We start from the raw sequence: 26,077 nt of genomic DNA, 5'->3' as shown, positions 1-26,077 counted from the left end.
TGGTGAGGGTGTGGGGGTGGTGGGGTCCGAGGATGCGTTTCTGCGGTTGTGGTGAGGTGCTCGTCGTAGGTGACGGCGGCTGTATACAGGCCGGCGTCGCTCAGGCTGTGGCTGGTGCGGAAGAGGCGGGAGTGTTCGCGGGAGTCGGGGGCGTGAACCGATAGTTTTGGTGGTCCCGGGCCCTCTTGTCTCCGTGCCCCTGACAGGCGCGGTTCAGAAGGGCCCGGCCCTCGTTATGCGATGGGCCCGGCTGGCGGGAGTAGATGGACGGAGGCCAGAGCCCGGCGGATGCCGGCGGGCGTCGGTGCCGCTGGGCGTGCGCGAGCACGTCCAGCCCCCGCCGGTCCTTGGACGTTTCGGTGAACTCCGGCTTGGCGGCCAGGTCGAACATCACCTCGCGGCGCATCTTCCAGTCCGCGCTGGTCTACGTGACACCCTGATGCTCCAGGACGTCCTCGGCGAACCCGAATGGGCTGACCTGCTCACGTCCGTCGACCGGCGCGGGCTGACCCGCTGTTCTGGTTCAACGTCAGCTCGTAGGGGGAGGTCACCCTCGACATGGGTGCCCGCCTGAACCTCCCCGCGGCCACCGTGCCCGGCCCTCGCACCTCGGTGCACGCCGCTGACCAGTCCTTGGCGGAGCAGCCATGACCCATGCCTGTCCGGCCGTTTTTCAGCCGATGGCCGCCCCGTCGGCCGGGGAACGCGTGGCGCGGCTACCTCGCAGTCGGAGGTGGCCGCCCGCCCGTGCGGTTGTCGGCCGCGAGAATGGATTTCCTGGTCAGCCCGCCGCACGACGGCCGAATGCGTGGCCGAAGGGCTCGCCGGTCAGGTTGGCGGAAAAGACCTCATACGGAATCATCCCTGTCCTCATATCCTGTTTGGTGCAGGAACACGGAGGGCAGCAATGTCCAGACAGATGTATCGGGCACGGAAGAAGGGGAGTGGGAAAAATGGCAAAGACCATCAACGTGCTGATCGCGTTCGATGCGTCATCGATCAAGAGGGATATTTCCAATCCGTCGAAGAACCCCGACCAGCCGACTTCGGTCGGCTCCCAGTACATCTACATGACGACGCGCCACGACCACGTGGTCAACAGCTCGTCGGGGGCCAATCTGGACTTCGAGGCCAACCCCGGCGACACCATCAGGTGGCGCGAGACGACGCTGTCGCTCAACGCCGACTACAGCGCATTACTCTATGCGTACGTGAGCTCCGACCCCGACCACAAGCTCCTCGAAGATCCGCGTGTCTCCATAGTCGAGGGCAGCTTTCCGATACCGAAGGAGGGGGTCGGCGGCAAGCCGGATTACGACAGGCAGTCGTACAACGATCACTTCTGGACGGCGCTGGTCAAGAAATCGGATGCCAGCGGCATTACGTACCATTTTTCCTTCCAGATCCACGACGACGAAGGAAATTTGGTGGGGTACTTCAAGTGGGACCCGCACATCACCATAAAGCCACGTTGACGCTCACGGCCGCGGCCCGGTGACAGCACGTCACGTGGACGGCGCGGATGCCCGCGCCGTCCACGGCCATGAAGGGACGTGTCGAGGCCCTGGACGTGGCTGAGGAGACCGGTCGTACGAACTGTTCGACAAGAAGCTGTGCCCGTACGGGGAACGATGAGGCTCGTCGAGGTCACCGCTAGGGCCAGATCGCCGCCCTGTGGCGCCTGGAGGTGTTTCCCCCGGCTCCGCGCCGAGCTCGAAGTCCGCACCCCCGCCGACCGCGGCCCCCGGCCGCGCGTGGGAGATGGGCCCGGCCCTCGACGCCGCCACGCCGGAGGCCGTGACGAAGCGCGATGGATCTCGCCCGCACCACCAAGAAGGCCGTCCCCGTTTCGCGCCAACCAGCATCGCCTGCCGGGACTCATACCGCTGTCAGCATGTGCGGTGCATGTACGGGTAGTACAGGCCGTCTGATGCAGCATGTACGCGTGCTCCCCTTTCTCACTTGCCATCGCAACTGCGCGGAGGTTAAGCCGCCTGGCCGCTCTACCTCCCCAGCCCCTCTCTACTGCACACCATATGTGTTATCGCCAGCAGCCGACATCTTCTCATAGTGCGCCAACACATTTCCCAGTTCCAAGAGCCGCGACTATTCAGCAAGTGATGGTCTGGCTCAACTCCCGATGAACCGCGCGATGAGTAATGATACGCCGCCATGCTTCCCTTCGGGAAGATTGCCAAAAATGATCGGCGTTGATCTTGGTGTGCTAGGCCGTTCATGAGCGGGGGCCGGAGTTTCTATCTCACTTTCCATGACGCGGTAGCGCTCTGTCACGAGAGGAGGACGCGTTTTCGGAGAAGTTGAAAGCCAGCGCGGCCGAACATCTGCCTCTTGAGCATCTTGATGCGGTTGACGTGGCCTTCGACGACGCCGGAGTTCCAGGGCAGGGTGAGGCCGGCGATAACGGCATCGCGGTCGATGCCGGCGGCCAGGGTGTGCAGGCCCGGCAAGTCGTCCCTGCGAACGGCGTCGAGCCACTGCGGGAGCCGATGGCCCTGGCGCTCGGTGAGCATCTCGGCGAACGACCGGACGTGGCCGGTGAGCGCGTCCAGATCGGGGCAGCGGACCAGGACAGCCTTCAGTCGAAGCTGTTCGACCTCGGTGAGGGCGTCGGGATGGCTGAGGATCCAGCCGGCGACCGTGCGGGGGGACGGCGGGGGTGCGGTGACCGGGTCGGTGGAGAGATGTTTGGCGGAAGTAGGCGCGGACGCGCTGGTAGCTGCCGGTGTAGCCGAGCGGCATGATCTCCTCTCATGCCTTCCAGGCGTTGGTACAGCCCTGGTTCCAGCGGTCGTCCAGGTAGGGCTTGAACTCGTCCAGGACGGAGGGGCGGCCCTGCCACTGGCCGTTGAAGAGGTCCTCCGGCTTGGCGGCGTCGGCGAGGCGTTTGACGGTGCGACTGGTCATGCGGAGTTGCCGTTCGATCGCGCGGCGGCTGTTGCCTGCGGCCAGCAACGCGTGGACTGCGGCGTGATTGGCCCGGGTACGGTCGGCGAACCGGTGGCCGGTGGGCCATGGCGAGTCGGAGGCGTCCTTAGACTCGTCGTCGGGTTGCGAGGGACGCCGAGGGGCGGGTATCTCGGCCCGCAGGCAGGCACGGTGATCAGCGACGCACCGTTCGGCAGCTTCGCTGAGGTTGTGCCACAGATGCCAGCGATCGGCGACCTGGACGGCCTGGGGTGCCCCGGCGGAGGCGCCGTCGGCGAAGAAGGGCGCCCGGTCCAGGCAGACGACCTCGATTCCGGGCCGCTCGGCCAGCCAGGCGGCCAGGCTGGATGCCTCCCGGCCGGGCAGCAGGTCCATGGGCCGGCGGGTCTCGACATCGACCAGCACCGTGCCGTAAGCGTGGCCCTTGCGGGTGGCGTACTCATCGACGCCGACCACCCGGGGGGCCGGCACGTCCGGCTCGGGCAACGCGTCAACCAGCCGCCAACACCGTGCTGCGGCTGACAGACACCCCGAACGCCCGGGCCATCCGAGCGCCGGCACGGCCGGCCAGCGCGAGGCCGACCGCAGCCAGTGGTGAACGCAACCGCTCCGTCCACCGGCCGTGCCGGCGGGTCAGTCCGGGCACCTGCTCGACGAACGTCCGCCGCCCGCACGAAGCGTCCGAACAAAGGAACCGGCGGACTTGCAGAGGACAACCCGTTGCCCCGCAGTGGGCACATCGGCCGGAAACCGCAGGTAGGAGTCTGGTGCGCGGACCAGAACCCGGGCCAGACCGCATGGGCGGCGCGCGGAGGGCGCATGGTCGCGCGTTCACCGGCGCGCGCCAGTGGCGGCCACTTTTGCGAGGGGCCACCGGCCTGGTCTGTATCGCGAGGATCACCCTCAACCCGGCGAGGCACCCGAACCGAACGACAACAGCGATGCACATCGGGAGAGAACGCCCCCGCACGCCGCCCCTCAGAAACGGTCGTACGGGCGGGGCAGGGGAGTGGTCCGCGGGCCGAGGGCCCGGAAGGACTGGATCAGCAGGGCCTGCAACGCCACGCCGCCGACGGTGGCCATGAGGAGAGCCCAAGTCCTCCGGTGCGAAGTCGTCACGTAGCCGCCCTACATGCCGGCGCTGAACACCCGGTACGGCGGCTTCCAAAGCCACGCGTCACCGGCGGACGATATGGCTCCACGACCGTTCCCCGCGCGCTCGCGTCGCGCGCCCACCGTGGCATCGACCGCGCCCTGGAAGGTGTCCATCGGCCGCCGCCGGAGCACGCGTGTGGCTGCGTGGTGGCCTGGGGATGGGAGACGTCCTCCTGTCCTCCGCCCGCGTTCATGGCGCGGTGCGCGGCAGCATCCTCGACGTGGGGCGGAGCTGGCCACGCAGAGAACCGTCCCAGATCACCCACGACCACACCATGGTCCAGTCGATGGTCGACGAAGGACGGCTCAGCCCGAAAGAAGCCGCCTCCCACTCCCAGCGGTCGCTCCGCCCCGACGGTCTGTCGACCGTCGTGCCGAGCGAAGAAATCCGCCGAGCCCTCTCCGAGATCAGCGAACCCGAGCCGGCCGTCCGTAACTCATCACCCTCGCCAACGGCTCCGGCGGCCCCGACAACGTCAGCTGCGTGGTCGCCGACGTCATGGAGACCCAGCAGTAGCGCAGCACGCCTTCTTCAACGACAACCCCGCAGAACCACGTCGACCGGCAGGCCGAGCGCCCCTTCGTTTCATGGGCCGAGTGTGGTGAGGTCGCTGGCGATGGTGTTGGCGAAGGCACGGACTTGGGGGCTTTCGTGGTCGCTGTGCCAGATCAGGCCGAGGGCGGATTCGGGTAGCCCGGTTATCGGGAGGTAGGTCACGTCTCGACGGTGGTGGTATTCGGTGGTCGGGTGGCACAGCAGCATCACGCCGCGGTTCGCCGCGACCTGGGACAGGCCTTCCTGGAGGGTGCCGACCAGCGGCCCCCGCGGTACCGGGGCACCGGAGGGGGTACGGAGGGGCGCCTGCGCCTCGCGCCAGTAGTCCGGTGCTGGGGCGGCTACCCCGACGAGCGGTGAGTCGGCCAGTTCCTCGGCGCTCAGGACGGTCCGGTGGGCGAAGGGATGCCGGTGGGAGACCGCCAGATACTGCGGTTGGCGGGAGAAGACGGGCCCGAGGACCAGGTCCGGCTCCTTCACCGGCAGCAGAACGACGGCGGTGTCTATCTCGTTTCGGTGGAGGGGACCGAAGGGGTCGGAGAGTGGGAGTTCGGTGATGTGTGTCGTGTAGCCGGGGTTCTGGTCCTCGAACTTGCTGACCACGTCCATGAAGCCGTAGCCCGTCACGCCCTGGAAGCCGATGCGTAGCAGGCCGCTCTGGCCGAGTGCGGCGGCGCGGGTGTTGTCGATGGTGGCGCGGAGGGCGGTGTAGGTGGGGCGGAGGGCGCTGAGGAAGTCCTCGCCGAGAGGAGTCAGCCGCACACGTCGGCTGGTGCGATCCACCAGGCGGGCGCCGATGCGTCGTTCCAAGGCGCGGATCAGCTGGCTGACCCGGCCCTGGGAGACGTACAGCCGTTCCCCGGTGCGTCCGAAATGCAGTTCTTCCGCGAGGATCAGGAAGCACTCCAGTTCGCGGATCTCCACAAGCCCAGAGGCGGGCTTCGTACCCCCCGTCCGTGATTCGGTGACGGTCACCCCACACCCTCCACTGATACGGTCCGCGCCGACCGCGGTTGCCGTGCCCGCGCGTTCCTTCCATTAACCTGGCTAATGGAACCATGAGGACTTCGCGCTTGTTCCACCTTTGGCGCCGCAGTTGGCTGGGGCCATGGCAAAAGGCGACGAACTCTCTCTGGAAACACCCGCCCCCAAGGCGTCCGCGGATGGTGGCTGGCCCGCGGTGGTGGCCGTGGCGGCCGGGACCTTCACCGTGGTCACGTCAGAGATGCTGCCGGTGGGTCTGCTCACCCCGATCGGCGATTCCCTGGGGGTGAGCGAGGGCATGGCGGGGCTGACGCTCACGGTCACCGGTCTGGTCGGCGCCTTCTCCGCGCCGCTGGTCACCTCGGCGGTGGGGCGGGTCGACCGGCGTGTGGTGCTCTGTTTCCTGATGATGCTCCTGGCGGCGGCCAACGCGTTGGCGGCCTGGTCACCGAACTTCGCGGTCATGATGGTGGCCCGCGTGCTGATCGGTGTCGGTATGGGAGGTGTCTGGTCGCTCGCGGGCAGTTTGGGGGGCCGGCTGGTTCGGGCCACGTCCGTCGGGCCGGCGACCTCCACGATCTTCGGAGGTGTCGCTCTGGCCTCGGTCCTGGGTGTGCCCGCAGGGGCCTATATCGGTGAACTGGCGGGCTGGCGCGAGGCGTTCCTCGCTGTCGCGGGGCTCGCTCTAGTGGTGACGGTCGCCATGGCCGTACTGCTGCCGCCGCTCCCCGCCGAGAAGGCGGTCGCGCTGGGTGGTGTGATGCGGCTGTTCCACAACTCCCAGGTGGTCACCGGGCTCGCCGTGGTGGCCCTGCTGGTGACCGGACACTTCGCCGCGTACACCTATGTCCGGCCGGTGCTGGAGAACGTCTCCGGCGTCCAGACCTCCCTGGTCGGCACCCTGCTGCTGGTGTACGGAATCGCCGGTGTCGTGGGCAACTTCGCGGTCGGTGCCCTGGTGGGGCGGTCGGTGCGGGGCGTCCTGCTGGTGATCACCCTGGCGCTTGCGGCCTCGGTGCTGCTGGTTCCCCTGCTCGGGCTTTCCCTGGCTGGCGCCGCGATCCTGCTGGTGGTGTGGGGTCTGGCCTACGGGGGTGTGTCGGTGAGTACGCAGACCTGGCTGGCGTTGGCCGCCCCGCAGGCCAGGGAGGGCGCGACCTCCCTGTTCGTAGGCGTGTTCAACGGGGCCATCGCCCTGGGCGCCTTCCTGGGCGGCCGGATGGCGGACGGGTTCGGCACCCGGTCGGTGCTGTGGCTGGGCGGCGCGCTGGCGGTCGGCGCCCTTCTCGTCACCGCCCGTGGGCGAATCCCCTCGCCCTCGGCGGCCGCCACGGACTGAGGAGCGCGCCCAGCCTGCATCTGGAGCCGAAACACCCCGCCTCCAAGGCCGCGACACTCAGGGGTGTCTTCCTCGGTGGGTCTTGTGTTGTCCCGCATGGTTTCACTGCCGCGGCGTGACTTCTCCAGCCTTATGGCGCCACTGTGGCGGGTGGCTTCCGGGATGAGTCCGCCTTGCTGGTTTCGTCTCTCGCGGCCCGCCTCACTCCGCGACGTGCCGCATCGGCGATTGCTTCTCTCTCTTCCGCGTGCGGGCCCGTCGTGTGAGCGGGTGGGTCTTTCCCACGCCGTCCGCCCTGTGGCTCGGGCCGGCCCGAGCCACAGGGCGGACGGCGGCGAGCTTCACCAGCTTCGGGGTCACCAACGTGCCACTGCACGAGGTCGATGTCCTGCCGCGCTTCGATGACGCCGGGGCCGCGGTCCCGAGACCAGTGGGTGCATCAACCCAAGCGTCCTGGTGTCACGCGCGCTGACCTCGCACTGTGCACTCCGCGCATGATCAAGGTTGGTACCCATCGCCTGCGCGGCCGGCCCGGCGCAGGCCTTGACCAAGGCATGCGCCAGGCGCAGGGCGCCGCGTGGGACATGTGTCTGATCCTCCTTCCCCCCGGTTCGCCGCTGAGCTCGCGGTACAGGCTGCCCTTGGGGGCAAGGGCGCGCTGCTGGTGGCGCCGCTCACCATCACGAGCGCCGGCGAAAGGGCCGCCGGCGTCACCGGCACCGTCGCCCTGGGCCTTCTCGCGGCACCGGGCGAGCTGCACCCGGTGAGTCGCGGCCGCCGACACGGAAGGGACGCCGCGGCCTCCTCCTCCCTCACCCTCCGGGGGTGGAACCGGGGGAAGGCGCAGGGCGTGCGCCGTCTGCTGTGATTGAGGATGGCTTCGTGCTCCACGTTTGCGGCGGCGTTTGTTGATGAGTTTCGACGGCGGCTTTCGATAGCGGCTGGCGATTAACGGGCTCGTGGATGGTCACGAGAAGGGGGCCGGCGTTGTGGTCGTCGAGGTCGTCCCCTGCCGATCACGGAAGGTGATCGGCGGCTGTTCCGGGGCGTCAGTAGTCTCGGGCCACGCCTGAGATGCCTGTGGCGCGTTTCTACGACGAACTGGCCGATGACCACCACCTGATCTATGCAGACTGGGAACGCGAGCACCCGTCGGCAGAGGGAGGCTCTGAACGCCTTGATTGGCATGGAACGCGCGACGGTGCTCGACTGCCTCTGCGGCATCGGCACGCAGGCCATCGGCCTGGCGCTGCACGGGCACCGTGTTACCGGGACTGACCTCAGCCCTCGAGCCGCCGCCCGCGCTGCCCGTGAGGCCGGGCGCCGGAACCTGAGTCCGCGCACGGCTGCTACCGACATGCGAGGTCTCCCGTTCGCCGACGGCCGGTTCGAGGTTGCCACTTCGGTGAGATCCTCGCCAACCACCCGGCCTCACCAACTTCGCACTCCACCTGCTCCGCGACCTCGACGCCGTGACCGCCGGACTCACCCTGCGCTGGAGTTCCGGCGGCACCGAAGGCACCGTGAACCACATCAAGAAGATCAAAAAGGCAGCTCTCCGGACGAGCCGGATTCGAACTACTCCGCAAGATGATCCTGCTTCACCAACCCTCCGCGACCGCTCCCCGAGATCAGTGCCAGAACCGAGAAAAGACGGCACCATCTCCGGGGGAGGCAGGCTTGTGGTCCTGGAAGAAGCACGCGCGTCAACGAGACGGAAGCAGCCGACGCCTGAGCGACGTACGCCCACGACCCGGAGTGAGCTCCGGGGCAACCCGCTTGGTCGTGGGCCGCCCGCGGGTGGCACCATCTGTGGGATGCCCCCTTCCCTTCAGGTCGGCCCGTACACCGTCATCGCGCTCGCCGACGGCGCGGGCCCCTTCTTCTCCACCAGGTCGGAGGCGTTCCCCGACGCATCCACCGAGCAGTGGGCGGCGGCCGACCAGTTCGATCCCGGCGCGCTCGACGCCGACGGGCGCTGGCGGCTCCAGTTCCGCGCGTTCGCGATCCGCAGCGACCAGGGCGTGACGCTGGTCGACGCGGGGATCGGCCCGGTCGACAGCCCGGCGGCCTCGTGGGCGCCCGTGCCCGGGGTGCTCCCGGCTTCGCTGGCCGCCGCGGGTGTCGAACCATCCGAGGTAGACACCGTGGTGCTCACGCACCTCCACACCGACCACGTGGGCTGGGCCGTCGTCGGCGGCGAGCAGAGGCGGCCGTTCTTCCCGAACGCCGGATACCTGTTGCAGCAGGCCGAATTCGACGCGATCGAGGAGGTCAACCCGCAGCTGCGGTCCACTGTGATCGACCCGCTCCGGAAGACCGATCAGCTACGGCTGCTCGACGGCGACACCCCGCTGCGCAGCGGCGAGCGCGTGTTCGCCACGCCGGGTCACACGCCCGGACACCAGAGCGTGCTTGTCGCGTCCGGGCGCGAACTCGTCGCCGTCACCGGTGACCTGCTCGTGCACGCGATCCAGCTGCTCCACCCCGAACTCGCCTACGCCCACGAGATGAACCCGGAACAGGCAAGGGCCTCAAGGGAACAGGTGCTCCGCGGCCGGGCCGCCAGCACCCTCTATCTCGCCACCCCGCACCTGACCGAGCCGTTCATCGCCCGCTGACCCACCTGGCAGGGCCGGTCATTCCGCGAACGCGCGCGGCCGCTCAGGCAGCATTGCCCTGTTGTCACCAGACGTGCCGCTCGGATCCTGTCTCGGGCGGCTGACCAGCTGCGGGTTCGTGAGATTGATGACGATGAGGGCAGGCGGTTGCTCCTGCGGGCTACGCTGCGTGAACGCGACGACCGAGGCATGCAACGCCTGTGAGGCGGGGGTGCCCCTCACACCATGTCAGCCAGTGAAGTGGGCCAGTCATGTTCACATCGGAGCATTCGCCAAGTACGGCGGCGTATCGGTGCGCATGCCGCGCCACTACGGTGCCGCGGGGTTGTTGCGCCCTGCCCACGCCGGCGGCCAGGGCCACCGCGACCCGGGCCCCTGAGCGCGTGGTCACACGGCGATCGCCGCGCCGAGCAGCGCGGCGAGGGCGATACCGACGGGGTCCTTCATCGTCACGCCACCCTTCAACATCAGGAGTTGCTGATGGCGGAGCGTAGGACCTCGGCGATGGTGTCCGGTTCACGGGCGTCGTAGGCGGCGCCTCGGGACACCTCGGCGATCCGGCTGAGGGTGTCGAAGCCGGCCTCGTCGCTGAAGGGGGTATCGCCGAGACGAGCTCAAAAAAAGGGGCCATGGGATGATCTCGACGCCCTGAGAGGCCCGGCCCGTCACCCGTTCGGCTCAGTGTCGTTGGTGGCGATGTTGACCACCGTCTGGGGCCTGGGGTGGGTTGTGACCCGATCGAACGGACCGCGTATCCGCGGTTTAAGCGGCTGATCGCCGCGCACGAGCCGCGTCTGTTCTTCTCGCCGACGCGGGAGGGGCTTCAGTGGGCGTCCGATGCCACGGAGGGCGATGAGCATCTGCTGGCTCTGCTGCTGATGCTGAAGTCGTATCAGCGCATGGGGTGCTTCCCGAAGCTGGAGGACGTCCCCATCATGGTGGTGGACTTCGTCCGGCGTCAGGTGGAGCTGCCGGAGGGCACGCTGCCGGTGTACCAGGCGGAGGCCCGGCGGATCGCCGAGCAGTCGATCCGCAAGGAGGCCGCGGCGAAGAACCGGCCGGCGGACCTGATCAACATCGCGCTGGAGAAGATGGTGGAGGCCGGGCTGGCGCTGCCGGTGTTCTCCCCCTTTCGGCGTGATGGCCTCGATGGTCCGCCGCGGGGTGAGCACCGCGATCCGCGACGGCATCAATGACCGGATCAGCCCGGCGGATGCCCCCTTGGCAGTGAGCTCGATGGTGCCGGTTGTCTCGCCAGATCTTCCCCCTTTTCCCGAGCGCGACAAAACATCGCCTGCATCCAGGGGCGGGCTCGCCCATAAGGCAGGCGGGCATCGGGAGCGCAATTAGCGATATATGGAACGGCGGAATGCATGATACGTCATACGGCCAGCCGTCATGGATTCAGTGACCTTTTTCCAACCTGACGGGCAGGGCGGTAACCCCTGGTAGATGGGTTTTCGACCAAGAAATCCGTCTCCACCACAGGCTTCGTGTGCTTGTCACCTGTCGGGCGTCGACATGTCCAGTTCCGTCTTGCGCTTCCTGTCCGCCAAGCTCCGCCAGCGCCGCCAAGAGACCGGTACCCGCTGGCGGCGCCTGAGTGTCGGCCGGCAGGCCCTGCCCACTCTCGCCCCTCTCCGCAGCGCCCACCCGTATGCCCGGCTCGCGGCCGGCTTCGGTATCGGGACCACAACCGCGTACCGGTACATCACCGAGGCCGTCGCGGTCCTGGCCGCTCTCGCGCCGACCCTTGCGGAGGCGGTCCGAACAGCATCATCGAAGGCGTTCGTACTGCTGGACGGAACCCTGCTGCCGATCGACCGGATCGCCGCGGACCGGCCCTACTACTCGGGGAAGCACAAGCGGCACGGGATGAACGTTCAGATCCTCGCCGATCCCCTCGGCCGGCTGTTGTGGGCCTCACCCGCCCTGCCCGGCGCTGTCCACGACGTCCGCGCGGCCCGCGAACACGGCATCAGCGACGCCCTCGTCCAGGCCATCCTCACCCTGCAATTGGCCAGCTCAGACCGATGACGGAAAAGTCTCAGTCGTAGGGGCATGGCTTCACCAATCAAGTCAAGACTTATCTTTAGGGAACTTTGACCGTATGGTGTGGCTCGAATTAAAGGAGCCCTCTGTTGTCGCAAGTGAACGACCCTGCTGTGTGTGCGGTTGAATCGGAGCAGGCTTATGTGTCCACCTTGTACGAGCTGCTCACCGGGCGGCTTTCCGAGGCGCGAGTACACCAAGCGAGTGTGCTGAAGGCCCCGGCGGAAAGTGCCGATGAGGCATACGAGAGAGAGATCGCCGCTGAGCGTCTGGCCAAGGAAATCGGCCGGCTGGAGGGCGCCGAAAAAGGGCTGGTCTTCGGCCGCATCGACTGGACGGATGGCACGGCCCTGCGCATCGGGCGGATCGGCCTGCATACGGAGGAGGATGACCTGCCTCTGCTCGTGGACTGGCGCGCGAACGCGGCGCGGCCCTTCTACGAGGCGACACCGGTCCACTCGATGAACCTGCGGCGGCGCCGGCACCTGCGCCTCGAGGAGCGCACGGTCATCTCGGTGAGCGACGAACTGCTGGACGGGACCGCGCCGACCGACGAGGACGTCGTGGGGGACGGCCCGTTGACCGAGGCTCTGTCGGCACGGCGTACGGGCAGGATGCACGCGGCCGTCGCGACGCTGCAGGCCGAGCAGGACGAGATCATCCGCTCCGCCCACCGCGGGGTGACCGTGGTGCAGGGCGGGCCCGGCACCGGCAAGACGGTGGTCGCCCTGCACCGGGCGGCCTATGTCCTGTACGCGTTCCCGCGCGCCGCGGAGGAGGGTGTCCTGGTGGTGGGCCCGAACGCCCGGTTCCTCGACTACATCTCCCAGGTCCTCCCCTCGCTGGGAGAGAACGACGTCGTTCTGGCGACCTGCCGGGAACTGGCCGGAGTGCCCACGGACACGGTGGACCCGTTCGATACGGCGCGTCTCAAGGGCAGTTCCGACCTCGCCGACGCCTTGGCCGGCCTGCTGCGCGTCCACCAAGCCCCCGCCGGTGACTTCACCGTGCGGGTCGGACCGGAACTGGTTCACCTCTCCGGCGAGGAAGTCGCCACGGCACGCGACGCCGCCGTGGCGGCCGTACCGGGGCACAACCCCGCGCGCCAGGTGTTCAAAGAGCTCTTGGTCGACGCCGTCACTGACGCGATGCGACGCGATATGGGCGACCTCCTGGAGCAGATCGACGCCGATGCCGAAAGGATGACGGGCATGAACCTCGACCGGTTCACTGGAGCCGCCCAGCGCCGTACCGAAGGCGCGGCCGACTCGGGTCCGGCCCACGAACTGGAGCTGGACGCCATCCGGGCCGATCTCCTCGACGACGCCGGCGTCGACCGAGCGGTCGAGGTGTTGTGGCCGCGGCTGGTACCCGGTGACCTCGTGAAGGCGCTCCTGACGAACGCCGCCGCTCTCGCCGAGCGCCTGCCCCGCCTGACCGCTCAGGAGCGATCCCTTCTGTTGCGCGGTCCGGACGCCCCGTGGACCGATGCCGACGTGCCGTTGCTGGACGAGGCGGCGAGCCTGGTCGACGGCCCTCCGGAGCGGACGTACGGGCACGTCGTCGTCGACGAGGCGCAGGAACTGACCGCCATGCAATGGCGGATGATCCTCCGCCGCTGCCCGGCAAGGGCGATGACGCTGGTGGGTGACTTCGCCCAGGCAGGCCCGGTCGCGACAGCTCGCGACTGGAAGGAAGCACTGAGCCCCCACGTCGGACCGCGGTTCAAACTGCACAACCTGACCGTCAGCTACCGCACCACGCAGGAGATCCTGGAGAGCGTCCGGGACCTGCTCACGCGGATCGCTCCGGACCAGAAGCCCACACGGTCACTGCGAAGCGGTGAGAGCCCTCGCACCGTGACCACACCTCCGGACGCGTTGGTCACCGCCGTCGTTCAGGAACTCCGCGCCCAGAGCACCGCGCACCCGGGCGAGCTTCTGGGAGTGATCTGCGCGGACACCAGGGTGAGCGAGCTGACGGCCCAGGGCGTCGCTCACCACGCACGCATCGTGCCGGCGTCCGAAGCACGCGGCCTGGAATTCGACGGGGTCGTCGTCATGAACCCCGAGGAAATCATCACGGCCCGCCCCGGTGGGGAGAGGGACTTGTACGTAGCCCTGACCCGGGCCACCAAGCGCCTCTGCACAATCACCGTCCAGCCCGCCTGACGACTCGGCGCCCGCGTCGCCGCCGCGGGCGCACCCGGCATCACGCGGCCTGGTCCAAGCCGACGACGTTCAGATCCCCTTCGCGCAGCAGGGCGAAGTCGACGTCGAGCTTCGGTCGTACGCGTCGGGCTCGATGCCGAGTTCGTGCGTGCTGTACTCGCCGAACCGTCTGATGTGCTCGGGGCGTTGTCGGCGATGACCCCGCGGTTGCCGAAGCCGGCCCACTGGGAAAACCGGTTGAACGACTCAACCTTGATCGTCGCCGCGGGCACCCGCCGCCACAGCGGCGCGTCAGTGAGGTGGCACGACAGCTGCACCGTGCGGATCACGCAGCCGACCTCCCGGAACGCGGTGTAGGTGGCGTTCTTGTGCGAGCCGGAGCGTAGGCCCATCAGCGGCGTCGCCGAGGAGATGACGCCCTCGCGCACGGGGATGTGGGTGGAGTCGGTTCGCTGCGTGGTGCGCTCACGCACCAGACCGGCCTCCTTGAGACGGGCCAGCGCGATGTCGAGGAGGCGGTCGGTGCGGTCATCCTCGGTGCGACGGTCGCGGAAGTCGGCCAGCACCACTGTGTTGGAAGCCGGGATCGTCCAGCTCCATGGCCATGGCGTACTTGAAGTCGATGCGGTAGCGGACCGTGTCGGCGGCCTGACGGTCCGACAGGCTGAGCGGAACTGCAGCACACAGACGGTGGCCAGCTGGGTGGGTGAGAGGCCCGGGCGTCCGTCGCGCGGGTACCAGCCAGCGAAATCCTCGTCGCGCCACAGCCCGTCCAGCCGGTCTCTCACCCACATCGCGGTCGAGCCGCCCGGGTTACTCGCCCGCGCGACCTGCTCGGTCAGAGAGGGGACCCGCTCACCGGAACGAGGACGGAGGGACGACAGGCACCTCGACGGCTGCATCGATCAACGGAACGACCCGATCATCCTCCCGACCATGCTGCCGCACCGAGAAACTCCAAGATCACCCACAGAGTCAAGCTCAGGACGGGATGACCATCGGGGTGCCTGCCACGGGGTCGGGTATGACGACGCAGGCGAGACCGAAGACCTTCTCGACGAGTTCGGCGGTGATGATGTCGGTCGGGGCTCCCTCAGCGACGATGTTGCCCTCGGCCATCGCGACGATGTGGTCGCAGAACCGGCAGGCGAGGTTGAGGTCGTGCAGCACGAGCACGATGGTCTTGCCGGACTGGGCGTTCAGTTTCCGCACCAGGCGGAGCAGCTCCACCTGGTGGTTGATGTCCAGGTAGGTCGTGGGCTCGTCGAGCAGCAGCAGGTCGGTCTCCTGGGCGAGCGCCATCGCGACCCAGACGCGTTGGCGTTGACCGCCGGAGAGCTGTTGCAGCGGCCGGTTGACCAGGTCCGCCGTGTCGGTGGCGTCGAGTGCCCGGGCCACGGCGTCGTGGTCGCGTTCGGCCCACCGGCGGAACCAGCCCTGGTGCGGGTAGCGGCCCCGGGAGACCAGGTCGGCGACGGTGATGCCCTCGGGTGCGACGGGGCTTTGCGGGAGCAGCCCGAGCACCTTGGCGACGTCGAGGGTGCTGAGTTCGCTGAGGCTCCTGCCGTCGAGGTGGATCGCGCCGTCGCGGGGCCTCAGCAGTCGGGCCAGGCCGCGCAGCAGCGTGGACTTGCCACAGCCGTTGGCGCCCACGATCGCGGTCACCTTGCCGTCCAGGATCTCGATGTCGAGGTTGGTGACGACCGTCTGGTCGTCGTACCCGAGAGTCAGGTCCTTGGCGTGCAGTCGAGTCATCCGCCGGCTCCTTGCCGGTTCGTGGTGGCCAGCAGCCACAGCAGGTACGGCGCGCCGACCGCGCCGGTCACGACCCCGGTGGGGAGCGGGGTCGGCATCAGGTGTGCGGCGACGAGGTCGGCGCTGAGCAGGAGCGCGGCGCCGGTCAACGCGGCCGCGACGACCCCGCCGGTCGCCGGGCCGAGCAGTCGGTTGGCGATCGGACCGGCCACGAGCGCGACGAACGCGATCGGGCCGGCGACGGCGACGGCCAGCGCCACCAGGATCACCGCGGTCGCGAGCAGGCCGGCACGGCCGAGTTCGACCCGCGCGCCCAGCGCGCGGGCGGTGTCATCGCCGAGTTCGATTGCCCGCAGTTGCCGCTGCAGGAGCACGGCCACCGGCAGGAGCACCAGGAGGCCACCCGCGAGGAGCTGCAGCTCGCTGTTGCTGGCCTGCCCGACCGAGCCGGTCAGCCAGCGCATCGCCTGCCGGGCCTCGGAGAGCTGTGCCCGGGTCAGCAGGTAGCCGGTGAGACCAGTGAAGAAGGCCGCGACCCCGATGCCGATGAGGATGAAGCGGTAGCCGGTCACGCCGTCCCGCCAGGCCAGTACGTACATGAGCAGGGCGGCGACGACTGCCCCGCCGAGGGCGAACGCGCTGAGGACGAGCCCGCCGAGGTCCAGGAGCACGATCCCGCCGGCGGCCGCGAGCCCGGCGCCTGCGGAGATGCCGACGAAGTCCGGCGAGGCGAGTGGATTGCGCAGCAACTGCTGGAAGATCGTCCCGGAGGCGCCCAGGGCACAGCCCACCGTCAGGGCGGAGGCCGCCGTCGGCAGCCGCAGCTCGCGGACGACGAAGTCCACGCTCGGGTTGTCGGTGAGGTGCAGCGCGGAGGCGATGACCTCACCCGCGCTGAGCCGGAAGCTGCCCACCATCATGGTGAGCACGAACAGGGCGGCCACGGCGACGGCCAGCACGCCGGTCACCGCCAGTGCGCGGGCGTTCCGGCGCCGCCGGGTAACGCGCAGCGCGTCCACGGTCGTGGGTCCCGGCGTGGTGGTCGTGGGTGTGGTCATGGCGCTCACACCTCCGACAGCCGGGCGTAGCGCACGATCCCGACGAAGGCGGGCGCCCCGAGCACCCCGAGCACCACGCCGACCTGCAGCTCCGCGGGAGCGGCCACGGTCCGGCCCAGCACATCGGCCAGCAGCAGCACGATCGGCGACAGCAGCATGGAGTACGGCAGGATCCACCGGTAGTCGGGTCCGCAGACCAACCGCGCGAGGTGCGGCACCACGAGCCCGACGAAGACGATCGGCCCGCAGGCGGCGGTGGCCCCACCAGCGAGCACCGCGACCACGCCGAACGCGAACACCCGGGTGCGGGAGACACGCTGGCCCAGACCACGTGCCATGTCCTCGCCCAGCGCCAGCCCGTTGAGCGCTCGCCCGAAGAGCAGCGACCCGACCAGGCCGGCGAGGAGGAAGGGCGCGACCCCGAGCAGGATCGGGGCGTACCGCCCGGCGAGCGATCCGACCTGCCAGAACCGCATCTCGTTGAGCGCGTCGACGTTGGTCATCACGATCCCGGTGGTCACCGAGGTCAGACCGGCCGTGACGGCCGCGCCCGACAACGCGAGCTTCACCGGTGTGGCGCCCTCCCGCCCCAGCGACGCGACTGTGTAGACCAGCAGGATCGCCAGGATCGCCCCCGCGAACGCGAACCACACGTAGGACTCGATGCCGCGCACGCCGAGCACGGTGATCGCGAAGACCACGAAGGCGGCCGCGCCGGAGTTGATGCCCATGATTCCCGCGTCCGCCAGGGGATTGCGCGTGACGCCCTGCAGTATGGCGCCGGCGACGCCGAGCGCCGCGCCCACCAGGATGCCGAGCAGCGTGCGCGGGACGCGCAACTCCAGCGTCACCGTGCTGTTGATCGATCCGTCGCCCTGGAGGTTCCCCAGGGCACTCAGCACCTCGGTCAGGCCGATCTCGCGCGAGCCCATCGTCACGCTGAGGAAGGCGACGAGGGCGAGGAGCACGCACAACACGGCGAGCCCTGACCCGAGGGCGGAGGCTCGCCGCACTGTGCCGGTCGAGTCGCTCATCGGTGGTGATCAGTCGCCGATGTTCTCGTCCGCGGCTGTGATCGCCTCCGTCAGCGCCTCCAGCTCGGTGGCGTAGTGGCCGTAGGTGTGCAGCCAGTACGCCGGCCACGAGGCGATCGCCCCGGCTTCGGCCGCCCGGACGCTGAACCACGTGGGCTGCGTCTGACCCCACTCCTCGTTGACCGTGGGCGTGTAGGACCGCTGGTCCCACAGAATCAGGTCGGGCTGGTACTTGTCGGCGTTCTCCCAGCTGAGGTTCTCCCAGTAGGGGAAGCCGGGGTCAGGGCTGTCCGGGTTGATCACGTCGAGGCCCCAGCGCTGGAAGTCGAGCAACTCGGGTGCGTACTCCGGGTTCGCGACGTACACCAGATCCTCGTACGGCGACATCGCGGCGACGGTGAGGCCGGGCTTGGCCGCCACCGCCGCCTCGAAGTTCTCGACGGCTTCCTCGAAGCGCTGCCTGTCGGCGGCGATCTCCGGGTCGTCGACGTTGGCGCCCAAGCTCTCGGCGAGGTCCTCGTAGCCCTCGATCAGGTCGACGATGGAGTCACCCTGGGCGACGCCGACGACCGGCGCCAACTCGGCGAGCCTCCTGCTCTGCTCGTCGACGCCCTCTTCCATACCGCTGTGTGCCTCCTCGGCGGGCCACCAGTCGGCGACGACCAGGTCCGGCCGCAGTTCGGCGGCCTTCTCCACGTCGATCTCTCCCCACTCCTCGCCCAGGATCTCGATCCCGGTCAGGTCGAGGCCCTCCAGGTTGGGGTCGGTCTCGACCGACTCGTCGGCGTAGATCCCGACCGGCTGGATCCCGAAGGACATCAGCGCGGCCGCCTCGCCGGCGTGCGCGATGATTCGCGCGGGCGTGCTGTCCAACGTGACGACCTCGCCGGACCCGTCGGTGAAGGACCAGGGGCCGGAGTCGCCGGCACTGTCGTCGGAGGAGCTCTCCGCGCCGTCGGCGCCGCAACCGGCGAGTACGACGCTCAGGAGCGCCACGGGGAGGGCTGGGCGAAGTGCGCGCATCGTGGACTTTCCGTTCAGCAGGCCGAGCCCGCGAGAATACCATCATACTTAGGTAAGCCTAACCGTAGTGGCGGTGGTTCTTTCGTCGGCGGGCTGCCGGGCAACGGCCGGTCGTGTTGTGCGCCTTCACCCGACCTGACCGCCTTGGTGGTGACGCACAGCCGCGGCAGATACGTGTGGCGGGACGTCACGGCCGAGCCCACTACGCGATTCGTTCCGAAGTCATCGACCGCTGCCGTGGTGCCGGAGGACTTGCGGCGGCTGGGGGCGTTCGACGCCGGCCGAGGCGGGGGCGGTCGCGCACTGACTGCTGGGGAGGCGTCGGGGGGCGTCGTCGCCGAGGACTTCGCGTGCCGGCTCTGCCAGTGCCTTGCGGTCCTCGGTCAGCGCTCGGCGTCCGGCCTCGGTGGCGCGGTGGACCCGCCGTGCCCGGCCTCTCCACCATGCGCTGCTCGGAGTCCCGTAGACCGTCTGCGTTCAGCCGATGGGGCGTCAGATGCCGGTGCCGGGGCTGATCTGGTAGCCGTGCCGGGCCAGTTCCTCGGTCATCTATGCCTGGCTGCGGGAGAACGCCACCGTCATCAGGCACCTGGCTGCGCTCACTCAGGGGCAGGCTGCCGATGTCCTCGCACGCACGCTGCTCCAAAGCCTCGCCTCGCGGGCGTAATGGGCGTCTGCGAAGGTACTCGGCGCGTTTCGGCCGTCACTGGTCGTGGGGCCGAGGCAGCAGGCTCGACGCGGGCGGGTTGAAGGCCGGCCACCCCCCGCCGCGGGGTAAGGGGGTGGCCGGTTCAGTGGGTAGGGGCTTGGGTCAGGCGCCGATGCGCCCGCCGCGCGTCCGGGTGACGTTGACCACGGCTGGGCGGGGCCTGGTGCCGGGGCCGTCCGGCCAGTGCGAGCCGGGGTTGTCGAAGCTGGCGCCGTCGACCTCGCCTGGGTGCTGCACGGCGACGAGGACGCGGCGCTCCTCGATGATCGGCCCGCAGGTCTCGGCGCCGACGGGCACGGTGAGGAACTGCTTGACCTGCCCCCGGTACCGGCCCTCCAGCGCGACGCCGAAGAGGCCGTCGTTGGTCTCCAGGGCGTTGCCATCGGTGGAGATCCACAGGTTGCCGTAGTCGTCGAAGGCCAGGTTGTCCGGGCAGGAGATCGGGCTGACCTGGTCCTTGGGGAACCCGGCGAAGTACGTCGACGGGTCGGCGGGGTCACCGCACACCAGCAGCAGCCGCCAGGTGAAGCGCAGCGTGGACGGGTCGTTGCGCGATTCCATGACCTCCACGATCTGGCCGTGCTTGTTGTTGGTGCGCGGGTTGGCCTCGTCCGGTCCGGGCTGGCCGGCGGCACCACGGCGGGTGTTGTTGGTCAGCGCGATATAGACGGCGCCGGTGCGGGGGTTGGGTTCCACATCCTCGGGGCGGTCCATCTTCGTCGCGCCCACCTTGTCGGCGGCCAGCCGTGTGAAGACGTAGACCTCCTGCGCTGTCATGCCGTCGACGAATGACTCGTCGCCGCTCGCCAGCGGTATCCACTCACCGGTGCCGTCGAACTCGCCGTCCTCGGGCAGGGCGCCGGTGCCGTCGATCTCCTCGGCCGGGCTGTTGCCGGTGAAACGCGCCACGTAGAGGGTGCCCTCCTCCAGCAGACCGCGGTTGTGTCGCCGCGCCCGTCGGCTCGTCCCACTCATCATGCGGTTGGTCGAGACGTACTTGTAGAAGTAGTCGAACCGCTCGTCGTCGCCCATGTAGACCACCACGCGGCCGTCCCGGGTCAGGCGCGGCTCGGCGGCCTCGTGCTTGAAGCGGCCCAGCGCGGTCAGCTTGCGGGGCGTGGAGTCCGGATCGTACGGGTCGATCTCGACGACCCAGCCGTGCCGGTTGGCCTCGTTCGGCTCCTGCGCGAGGTCGAACCGCTCCCACTTGCGCTCGCTGGCGCCGCCGGTCATCCCGTAACGGGCCAGGCCTGCCTTGGTGGTGGGGTCGGTGACCTGGTTGGCGTTGCCGAAGTACTGGTTGAAGTTCTCCTCACCCGACAGCACCGTGCCCCACGGGGTGGTGCCGCCCCCGCAGTTGTTCAGCGTGCCCAGCACCGTCGTGCCGGCGGGGTCGGCGGAAGTCTCGCAGGTCGCTGCCGGCGGCCGGGCCGGTGAACTCGAACGTCGTCGTCGCCGTGATCCGGCGGTTCAGCCGGTGCCCGGTGACGGGCGTGAGTTTGCCGGAGCGGCGGTGCTCGGCGAGGACGACCACGGTCAGGCCGTGCGCGGCCCAGGCGATCTCCACCTGCTCGCGGATGGGGTTGTCCGGGTGGTAGCCGGCGAACATCATCTCCTCGCTGGTGTACTCGTGGTTGGCCACCAGCAGCCGGGCGTCGCGCTCTCACGGCAGGTCCATCAGGGCGAGGTAGTCGCAGTTGTAGCCGAGCTGGGTCGCCTGCGCCGCCGCGCTCTGCCGGCCAACGACGAACTCCGGGGCGCCGCGCAGCACCGGGTCGCCCCAGCCGATCACCACCTGCTGCTCATAGCCGGGCGCGACGATCACCGCGTCGGCGGTGTTGGGCGCCACCGGCTCGAACGTGAGGCCGCGCGGCGGTTGGCCCGCGCCGCCCTGCCGTGTTGGGGTGGCGGATGCGGGTATCGCGAACCACCGGCCGCCCCGGCGGCCAGCGACACGACCGCACCGGCGCGCAGCAGACCCTGGCGGGAGACCGCGCGGGCGATCACATCGCCGAAGTAGGCGTTGTCCGAGGGGTTGGGGGCCGGGTGGCTGCAGGCGTCACCGCAGCGGTACCGGCACGTCAGGGCCGCACGCCCACCGGGATGCGCAGAGAGCAGGGGCAGTGGGACGATCCGTCTGGCCTGTCTGTCATCAGGCTCGGGGGATGGGTGGTGCACGGCACCTCCAGGGTTCCATTGGGCGGAAGAAGTCCGCCCCTGAAGCATCGATCTCTGCCGACGCAGGACGTTAGGGGCAAATGCGTACGAATCCATCAACGGGTAGATGAACAGCCGGCGAACGACTCCTGTGCCTTATCTCAGGGCGTGGTGGCGGACGTTGCGAATCCGGGGTACCAGCGACGCAGCGCGAGGGAGACGTAGACCAGGGTGACGAGGACGGGGACTTCGACGAGAGGGCCGACGACGCCGGCGAAGCCTTGGCCGCTGATGACTCCGAAGGTGCCGATGGCCACAGCGATGGCGAGTTATAAACGACGGTCCTACTAGACATCGCGTGAGCGCGCATTCCGGCCGATACGGCGCCGAGTTCGCTGCCCAACCGGGTCCCGGAGCCGTGGGAACCAGACGCTGGGCGGATTTGGCTGTTCTGTAACGGTGCCGCCCGGGAGCCACAACTCCCGGGCGGCACTGCCCCCTGCCCACCCGTCTTTCGCCGAGGTGGCCTGTGACGTACCGGCGTGCGACAGCAACTGAATCCGGGACCTGTCCCGGCGGCTTCGCGCGACGCTGAGGACGCCGGAGTCGGCGGTTCCGTCGCACCGGCGCACTGGTCTGTCTCATCAGGAAGGAAGCGATCGTGGCACGAACCTCACGCACCCTGTTAGCCGGTGCCGCCCTGACCACCATGGCCGTCCTCGGCTCGCCGGGTACCGCCTCCGCGGCCCAGGACCACCCGACGGCCTACAACACCAAGACCCAGTTCCTGGATGCCAGCCCCGATAGCGGCATGGCCATGTCCTGCGTCGAGCGCAGCATCTACCTGGCGACCGGCGACTACAGGTGGGGGCACGTTTGGGCTGACGGTGGGGAGCCGATCCGTCTGCCAGCGGGCACCTACACCTGGACGGACTGCCTCGACCCGCAGAACGGGTACTACACCCAACAGTCGCGGCTGCGAGGGCCGGGGGGCACCTACGACCTGATCGAGTCCTGGCAGCTGTGGGAGGACGGGACCTACGAGTGGGGCTCGTACCTCGACCCGCAGTTCTGACCGTCCAGGCGGTAGCCAGTGTGCCGCCCGGGCACGCCTCCCAGGCGGCACCCTTTCCCGCACCCACCTCACCAGGGGGGCTATGTGGCGCCCTCGGCCGGGCGCCGCGCTGCCCATCGTGCACGTAGCCGGCGTCGGAGTTGCTCCTTGTGCACGGTTCTCGGCCGAGCTGTTCCCTCTTACCGTTCCACGTGTCCGCATCGAGAACTGGGAGGGACTATGCGGCGATTGATCAGTGCAGCGGCGACGGTGGCCGCTGCGGGGGTGCTCGCGGTGGCCGTGCCGACATCGGCGCAAGCGGCTCAGGGGAGTGTCACCATCGGGGGCGATCTGACGCTTCCCGTCCAGCAGGGGGTGTGCTGGACGGTGTACCAAACGGGTCTGGTGGAGAACAACTCCAACTACGAGCTCTACCTGTACGACCTCTCGGGGTGTCGCGGCGAGCGTGAGCCGCAAACCATCGCCCCGGGCAGGGATGCCTATGCGGCTGATCCGGACGGTACGTGGTCCTTCCTGCCGGTGAGGCCCTGAGCATTGCTCTGGTGGCTCCCCGCGCTGCTGCCAGGAGCGTGGGGAGCCTGGGTGCTCGACAAAGGCCGGCCCTCTTGTCTAGTACTCCAGTCGCAGTTCGCTATTCTCGCTGGTCAGGAGCGTGTTTCTGAGTGTACTCAGCTGACGGGCTGTCAGGGATGGTGAGTTCGTGACCTCGGGCGCGGCGGTGGTAGTGGCAGCGGCGAGGCGTTGGCCTGGTGTTGTCGTCGCTATTGTGACCAGCTCATGGCGTGGCCGCTGCGCCGGCGGGTCAGTGGTGGGGGTTCAGCTGCCAGGAGTCGCCGGATCTCCGTGGGCGGTTCTGCTACCCGGCCGACACCAGTCCGGGCGGTCTGGTGCGTGGTCGACGTCGTGCCCGGCTACACCGCCAGCTGGGCGGCGGAAGGTGCCTGGGTGGGGTACTGGATCGCGTCGTTCGGCCTCGTCGTCGTCGGTAGCGACACCGAGAGTTCCACCGACTGGGACACCGCCTCGCGGCACCCGGCTCCTCGCCGCGCTCGACTACCTCATCCCAGCGCAGCCTGGTGCGTGACTGGAGCGATCCCGACCGGCTGGGTGTGATGGGGGGCATTCCACGGGGGGTGGCGGCGCCATCAGCACGGTGGCGCGGAGGCCGCGCTGCGGCCGTCGTCCCGTTCGCGCCCGCCTCGTTTCGCGGAACTTGTCCAACGTGCGGGTGCCGACGGTGATCACGGGTGGCCGGGACGACGGCACGGTCACCCCGCGACCAGCTCCGCGCCACCCTGCCGGCCGGCACGGAGGGCCCTTTCGTCGAGCCGGCCAGTGGCGGCCGTGGTTTCCCCACATGGGAAACTCGAACGTCACGCGACGCCTGATTCCCTGGTTCAAGGTCTCCCTCGACAACGACAGCCGCTATACGTAGTTCCCGTGCCCGACGCTGGCCGACGCCACCGGCGTCTCCAGGTACTACCGTGACACGTGCCCGGTCGTGCCCGCCGGCTGGGTGTCTTCGGCCGCCGATTAGCGGACCGAAGCGGGACGGAGTGAGGTCCGAAGGCAGCCCGCATCGAATCCGGTCGGCACCTGGCGCGAGGGGGTTTCTTCGTGTTCGGGAACGCGTGCACGTCTTCGGTGGGGTCGTCATCGTGGGAGGTGAAGCCGCTGCCGATCGCTTCGAGGATCCGCGGATGGTGCCCGGCGGCGGCTGTGCCGACCGGCTGCTCGGCGACCTGTGGCGCGTGCGGGTCAGTGGCTGCTGGTGAGTTCGCCGCTGAGTTTGTCGTGGAGGTGGGCGCTGGGTTCGTCGAGGCCGGTGATCTCGACGGTTTTGCCGCGTTGCTTGTACTTCGTCTCGATCGCGTCGAGGGCGGCGACGGAGGAGGCGTCCCAGATGTGTGCGGCGGACAGGTCGACGACGACCTTCTTCGGATCACCCGCGTAGTCGAACTGGCCGACGAGGTCGTTGGAGGAGGCGAAGAACAGCTCGCCGGTGACCCGGTAGACGACTGTCTTGCCGTCGGGGTCGACCACGGCGGTGACTTCGGCGAGGTGGGCGACGCGTTTGGCGAAGATGACCATGGCGGTGATGGAGCCGGCGACGACGCCGATGGCCAGATTGTGGGTGGCCACCACGGCGACCACGGTGATGACCATGACGCCGATCTCGCCGGCGGGCATCCGCTTGAGGGTCTTGGGGGCGATGGAGTGCCAGTCGAAGGTGGCGAACGACACCATGATCATGACGGCGACGAGCGCGGCCATGGGGATGTCGGAGACGACGGGCCCGAAGGCGATGCACAGCACCATCAGGAAGGCGCCCGCGAGGAATGTGGACAGGCGGGTGCGGGCGCCGGAGACCTTTACGTTGATCATCGTCTGGCCGATCATGGCGCAGCCGCCCATGCCGCCGAAGAAGCCGGTGACGATGTTGGCTATGCCCTGCCCGATGGACTCGCGGGTCTTGTTGGAGTGGGTGTCGGTGATGTCGTCGACGAGCTTGGCGGTCATCAGCGACTCCATCAGGCCGACCAGTGCCATGGCGAACGCGTAGGGGGCGATGGTGGCGAGGGTGTTCAGGGTGAACGGCACGTCCGGCAGGCTGGGCACGGGCAGGGAAGACGGCAACTCGCCCTTGTCGCCCACGGTCGGCACGGCGATCCCGGCCGCGACCGTGATGACGGTCAGGATGACGATAGAGACGAGCGGGGCGGGGATGACGGTGGTGATCTTCGGGAAGAACACCATGAGCGCCAGCCCGCCGGCAAGCAGCGGGTAGACGGCCCGCGGGACGTCATGCGTCTCGGGGACCTGGGCGGTGAAGATCAGGATGGCGAGGGCGTTGACGAAGCCGACCATCACTGAGCGGGGGATGAACCGCATCAGCTTGGCCACCCCGATGGCGCCCAGGACGATCTGGAAGACGCCGGCCAGGATGACGGCGGCGACCAGGTGGCCCAGGCCGTGCTCGTGGTTCAAAGGGGCGATCACGAGGGCGATGGCGCCGGTGGCGGCGGAGATCATCGCCCGGCGGCCGCCGACGACCGAGATGACCACGGCCATGGTGAAGGAGGCGAACAGGCCGACTGCCGGGTCGACACCGGCGATGATCGAGAACGAGATGGCCTCGGGAATCAACGCCAGGGCGACAACGAGACCGGCCAGGACCTCGGTGCGCCAGACCTTCGGGTTGCTCAGCCAGTCCGGCTTGAGGCCGCGCAGCCGCGCGGCGGGAGTCACAGCAGCGGAAGACAAGAGGATGCGTACCTGTCGTGCTCGGGCACACCCCTACGGCAGGCCGGGGCGTGCGGGAAAGACGCGCGGGCCGGGCCGGCACCGGCGCGGACGGCCCGCAGGACGGGGCCGGAAGTCGAAGGAGAGGGACGTGGGGCGGGGCGGCGCGCACGGACGGCCGGCGGCTCACGTCCGGGGG

16 protein-coding genes and 6 pseudogenes are annotated in these 26,077 nt (G+C 68.9%); 12 read left to right on the top strand and 10 right to left on the bottom strand.

Annotated elements, in window-relative coordinates; translation table 11 throughout:
• Positions 1-953: 953 nt before the first annotated feature.
• Positions 954-1,475 carry an inclusion body family protein gene (locus E1265_RS13270; protein WP_132930501.1) on the top strand — a complete coding sequence of 174 codons (522 nt, stop codon included), beginning with the start codon at positions 954-956 and terminating at the stop codon, positions 1,473-1,475.
• 813 nt (positions 1,476-2,288) lie between these two features.
• On the opposite strand, the gene E1265_RS37990 is transcribed toward E1265_RS13270, so the two are convergent.
• Positions 2,289-2,588, bottom strand: coding sequence for a transposase (locus E1265_RS37990; RefSeq protein WP_243740752.1), 300 nt, complete (start codon positions 2,586-2,588; stop codon positions 2,289-2,291).
• Positions 2,589-2,769: 181 nt separating this feature from the next.
• A complete protein-coding gene (locus tag E1265_RS37985; protein ID WP_207931057.1) occupies positions 2,770-3,432 on the bottom strand; it encodes a transposase in 663 nt (220 codons plus the stop codon).
• A 923-nt stretch (positions 3,433-4,355) separates the two neighbouring features.
• On the opposite strand from E1265_RS37985, the pseudogene E1265_RS38970 reads away from it, so the two are divergent.
• Positions 4,356-4,618 (top strand): annotated as a pseudogene (locus tag E1265_RS38970) (hypothetical protein); the annotation flags it as partial.
• Between the two features lie 69 nt (positions 4,619-4,687).
• Here E1265_RS38970 and E1265_RS13255 read toward each other — a convergent pair.
• The gene (locus tag E1265_RS13255) at positions 4,688-5,581 is read right to left on the bottom strand and encodes a LysR family transcriptional regulator (protein ID WP_132930500.1); all 894 of its coding nucleotides are present in this window, start codon (positions 5,579-5,581) and stop codon (positions 4,688-4,690) included.
• A gap of 256 nt (positions 5,582-5,837) precedes the next feature.
• Between E1265_RS13255 and E1265_RS13250 the strand changes: the two genes are divergently transcribed.
• The 8 genes and pseudogenes from E1265_RS13250 (at position 5,838) to E1265_RS13215 (ending at position 13,824) form a co-directional block, all read left to right on the top strand.
• A complete protein-coding gene (locus E1265_RS13250) occupies positions 5,838-6,980 on the top strand; it encodes an MFS transporter (protein ID WP_132930503.1) in 1,143 nt (380 codons plus the stop codon).
• 586 nt (positions 6,981-7,566) lie between these two features.
• Positions 7,567-7,848, top strand: a complete 282-nt coding sequence (locus E1265_RS13245) for a hypothetical protein (protein ID WP_132930499.1) — start codon at positions 7,567-7,569, stop codon at positions 7,846-7,848.
• 206 nt (positions 7,849-8,054) lie between these two features.
• A pseudogene (locus tag E1265_RS38965) lies at positions 8,055-8,373 on the top strand (class I SAM-dependent methyltransferase); the annotation flags it as partial.
• Positions 8,374-8,797: 424 nt separating this feature from the next.
• Complete coding sequence (locus E1265_RS13235) at positions 8,798-9,601, top strand: MBL fold metallo-hydrolase (RefSeq protein ID WP_132930498.1); 804 nt, start codon at positions 8,798-8,800, stop codon at positions 9,599-9,601.
• A 259-nt stretch (positions 9,602-9,860) separates the two neighbouring features.
• Positions 9,861-9,944, top strand: a pseudogene (locus tag E1265_RS38960) (MerR family transcriptional regulator); the annotation flags it as partial.
• 379 nt (positions 9,945-10,323) lie between these two features.
• Positions 10,324-10,797, top strand: a complete 474-nt coding sequence (locus tag E1265_RS13225) for a DUF4158 domain-containing protein (protein ID WP_132930497.1) — start codon at positions 10,324-10,326, stop codon at positions 10,795-10,797.
• Positions 10,798-11,053: 256 nt separating this feature from the next.
• A pseudogene (locus E1265_RS13220) lies at positions 11,054-11,602 on the top strand (transposase family protein); the annotation flags it as partial.
• A gap of 194 nt (positions 11,603-11,796) precedes the next feature.
• Positions 11,797-13,824 carry an AAA family ATPase gene (locus E1265_RS13215; protein WP_207931056.1) on the top strand — a complete coding sequence of 676 codons (2,028 nt, stop codon included), beginning with the start codon at positions 11,797-11,799 and terminating at the stop codon, positions 13,822-13,824.
• Between the two features lie 981 nt (positions 13,825-14,805).
• Here the strand turns inward: E1265_RS13215 and E1265_RS13200 are convergent.
• From E1265_RS13200 to E1265_RS13170, 6 genes and pseudogenes are all read right to left on the bottom strand, one after another.
• A complete protein-coding gene (locus tag E1265_RS13200; RefSeq protein WP_132930496.1) occupies positions 14,806-15,579 on the bottom strand; it encodes an ABC transporter ATP-binding protein in 774 nt (257 codons plus the stop codon).
• Positions 15,576-16,637: an iron chelate uptake ABC transporter family permease subunit gene (locus tag E1265_RS13195; protein WP_132930495.1), complete on the bottom strand. Its 1,062-nt coding sequence runs from the start codon at positions 16,635-16,637 to the stop codon at positions 15,576-15,578. Before E1265_RS13195 ends, E1265_RS13200 begins: the two co-directional genes overlap by 4 nt.
• A 5-nt stretch (positions 16,638-16,642) precedes the next feature.
• On the bottom strand, positions 16,643-17,671 hold the full coding sequence (locus E1265_RS13190; protein WP_132930494.1) for an iron ABC transporter permease: 1,029 nt from the start codon (positions 17,669-17,671) through the stop codon (positions 16,643-16,645).
• Between the two features lie 9 nt (positions 17,672-17,680).
• Positions 17,681-18,694, bottom strand: coding sequence for an ABC transporter substrate-binding protein (locus E1265_RS13185; protein WP_132930493.1), 1,014 nt, complete (start codon positions 18,692-18,694; stop codon positions 17,681-17,683).
• An 811-nt stretch (positions 18,695-19,505) separates the two neighbouring features.
• Positions 19,506-21,536: pseudogene (locus tag E1265_RS13175) on the bottom strand (PhoX family phosphatase).
• Between the two features lie 185 nt (positions 21,537-21,721).
• Positions 21,722-21,889, bottom strand: a pseudogene (locus tag E1265_RS13170) (arsenical-resistance protein); the annotation flags it as partial.
• A 332-nt stretch (positions 21,890-22,221) separates the two neighbouring features.
• Here E1265_RS13170 and E1265_RS13165 point away from each other — a divergent pair.
• Both E1265_RS13165 and E1265_RS13160 read left to right on the top strand, forming a co-directional pair.
• Complete coding sequence (locus E1265_RS13165) at positions 22,222-22,635, top strand: hypothetical protein (RefSeq protein ID WP_132930492.1); 414 nt, start codon at positions 22,222-22,224, stop codon at positions 22,633-22,635.
• A gap of 219 nt (positions 22,636-22,854) precedes the next feature.
• Positions 22,855-23,166 (top strand): hypothetical protein, encoded by a 312-nt coding sequence (locus E1265_RS13160; RefSeq protein WP_132930491.1) that lies wholly within the window; start codon positions 22,855-22,857, stop codon positions 23,164-23,166.
• Between the two features lie 1,227 nt (positions 23,167-24,393).
• Here E1265_RS13160 and E1265_RS13155 read toward each other — a convergent pair.
• Positions 24,394-25,884: a SulP family inorganic anion transporter gene (locus E1265_RS13155; RefSeq protein WP_207931055.1), complete on the bottom strand. Its 1,491-nt coding sequence runs from the start codon at positions 25,882-25,884 to the stop codon at positions 24,394-24,396.
• Positions 25,885-26,077 lie beyond the last annotated feature (193 nt).

Source organism: Streptomyces sp. 8K308 (genome assembly GCF_004348315.1).
Classification (GTDB): Bacteria; Actinomycetota; Actinomycetes; order Streptomycetales; family Streptomycetaceae; genus Streptomyces.
The sequence above is the reverse complement of the archived record's forward strand: the minus strand, read 5'-3'. Positions and strand labels throughout refer to the sequence as shown.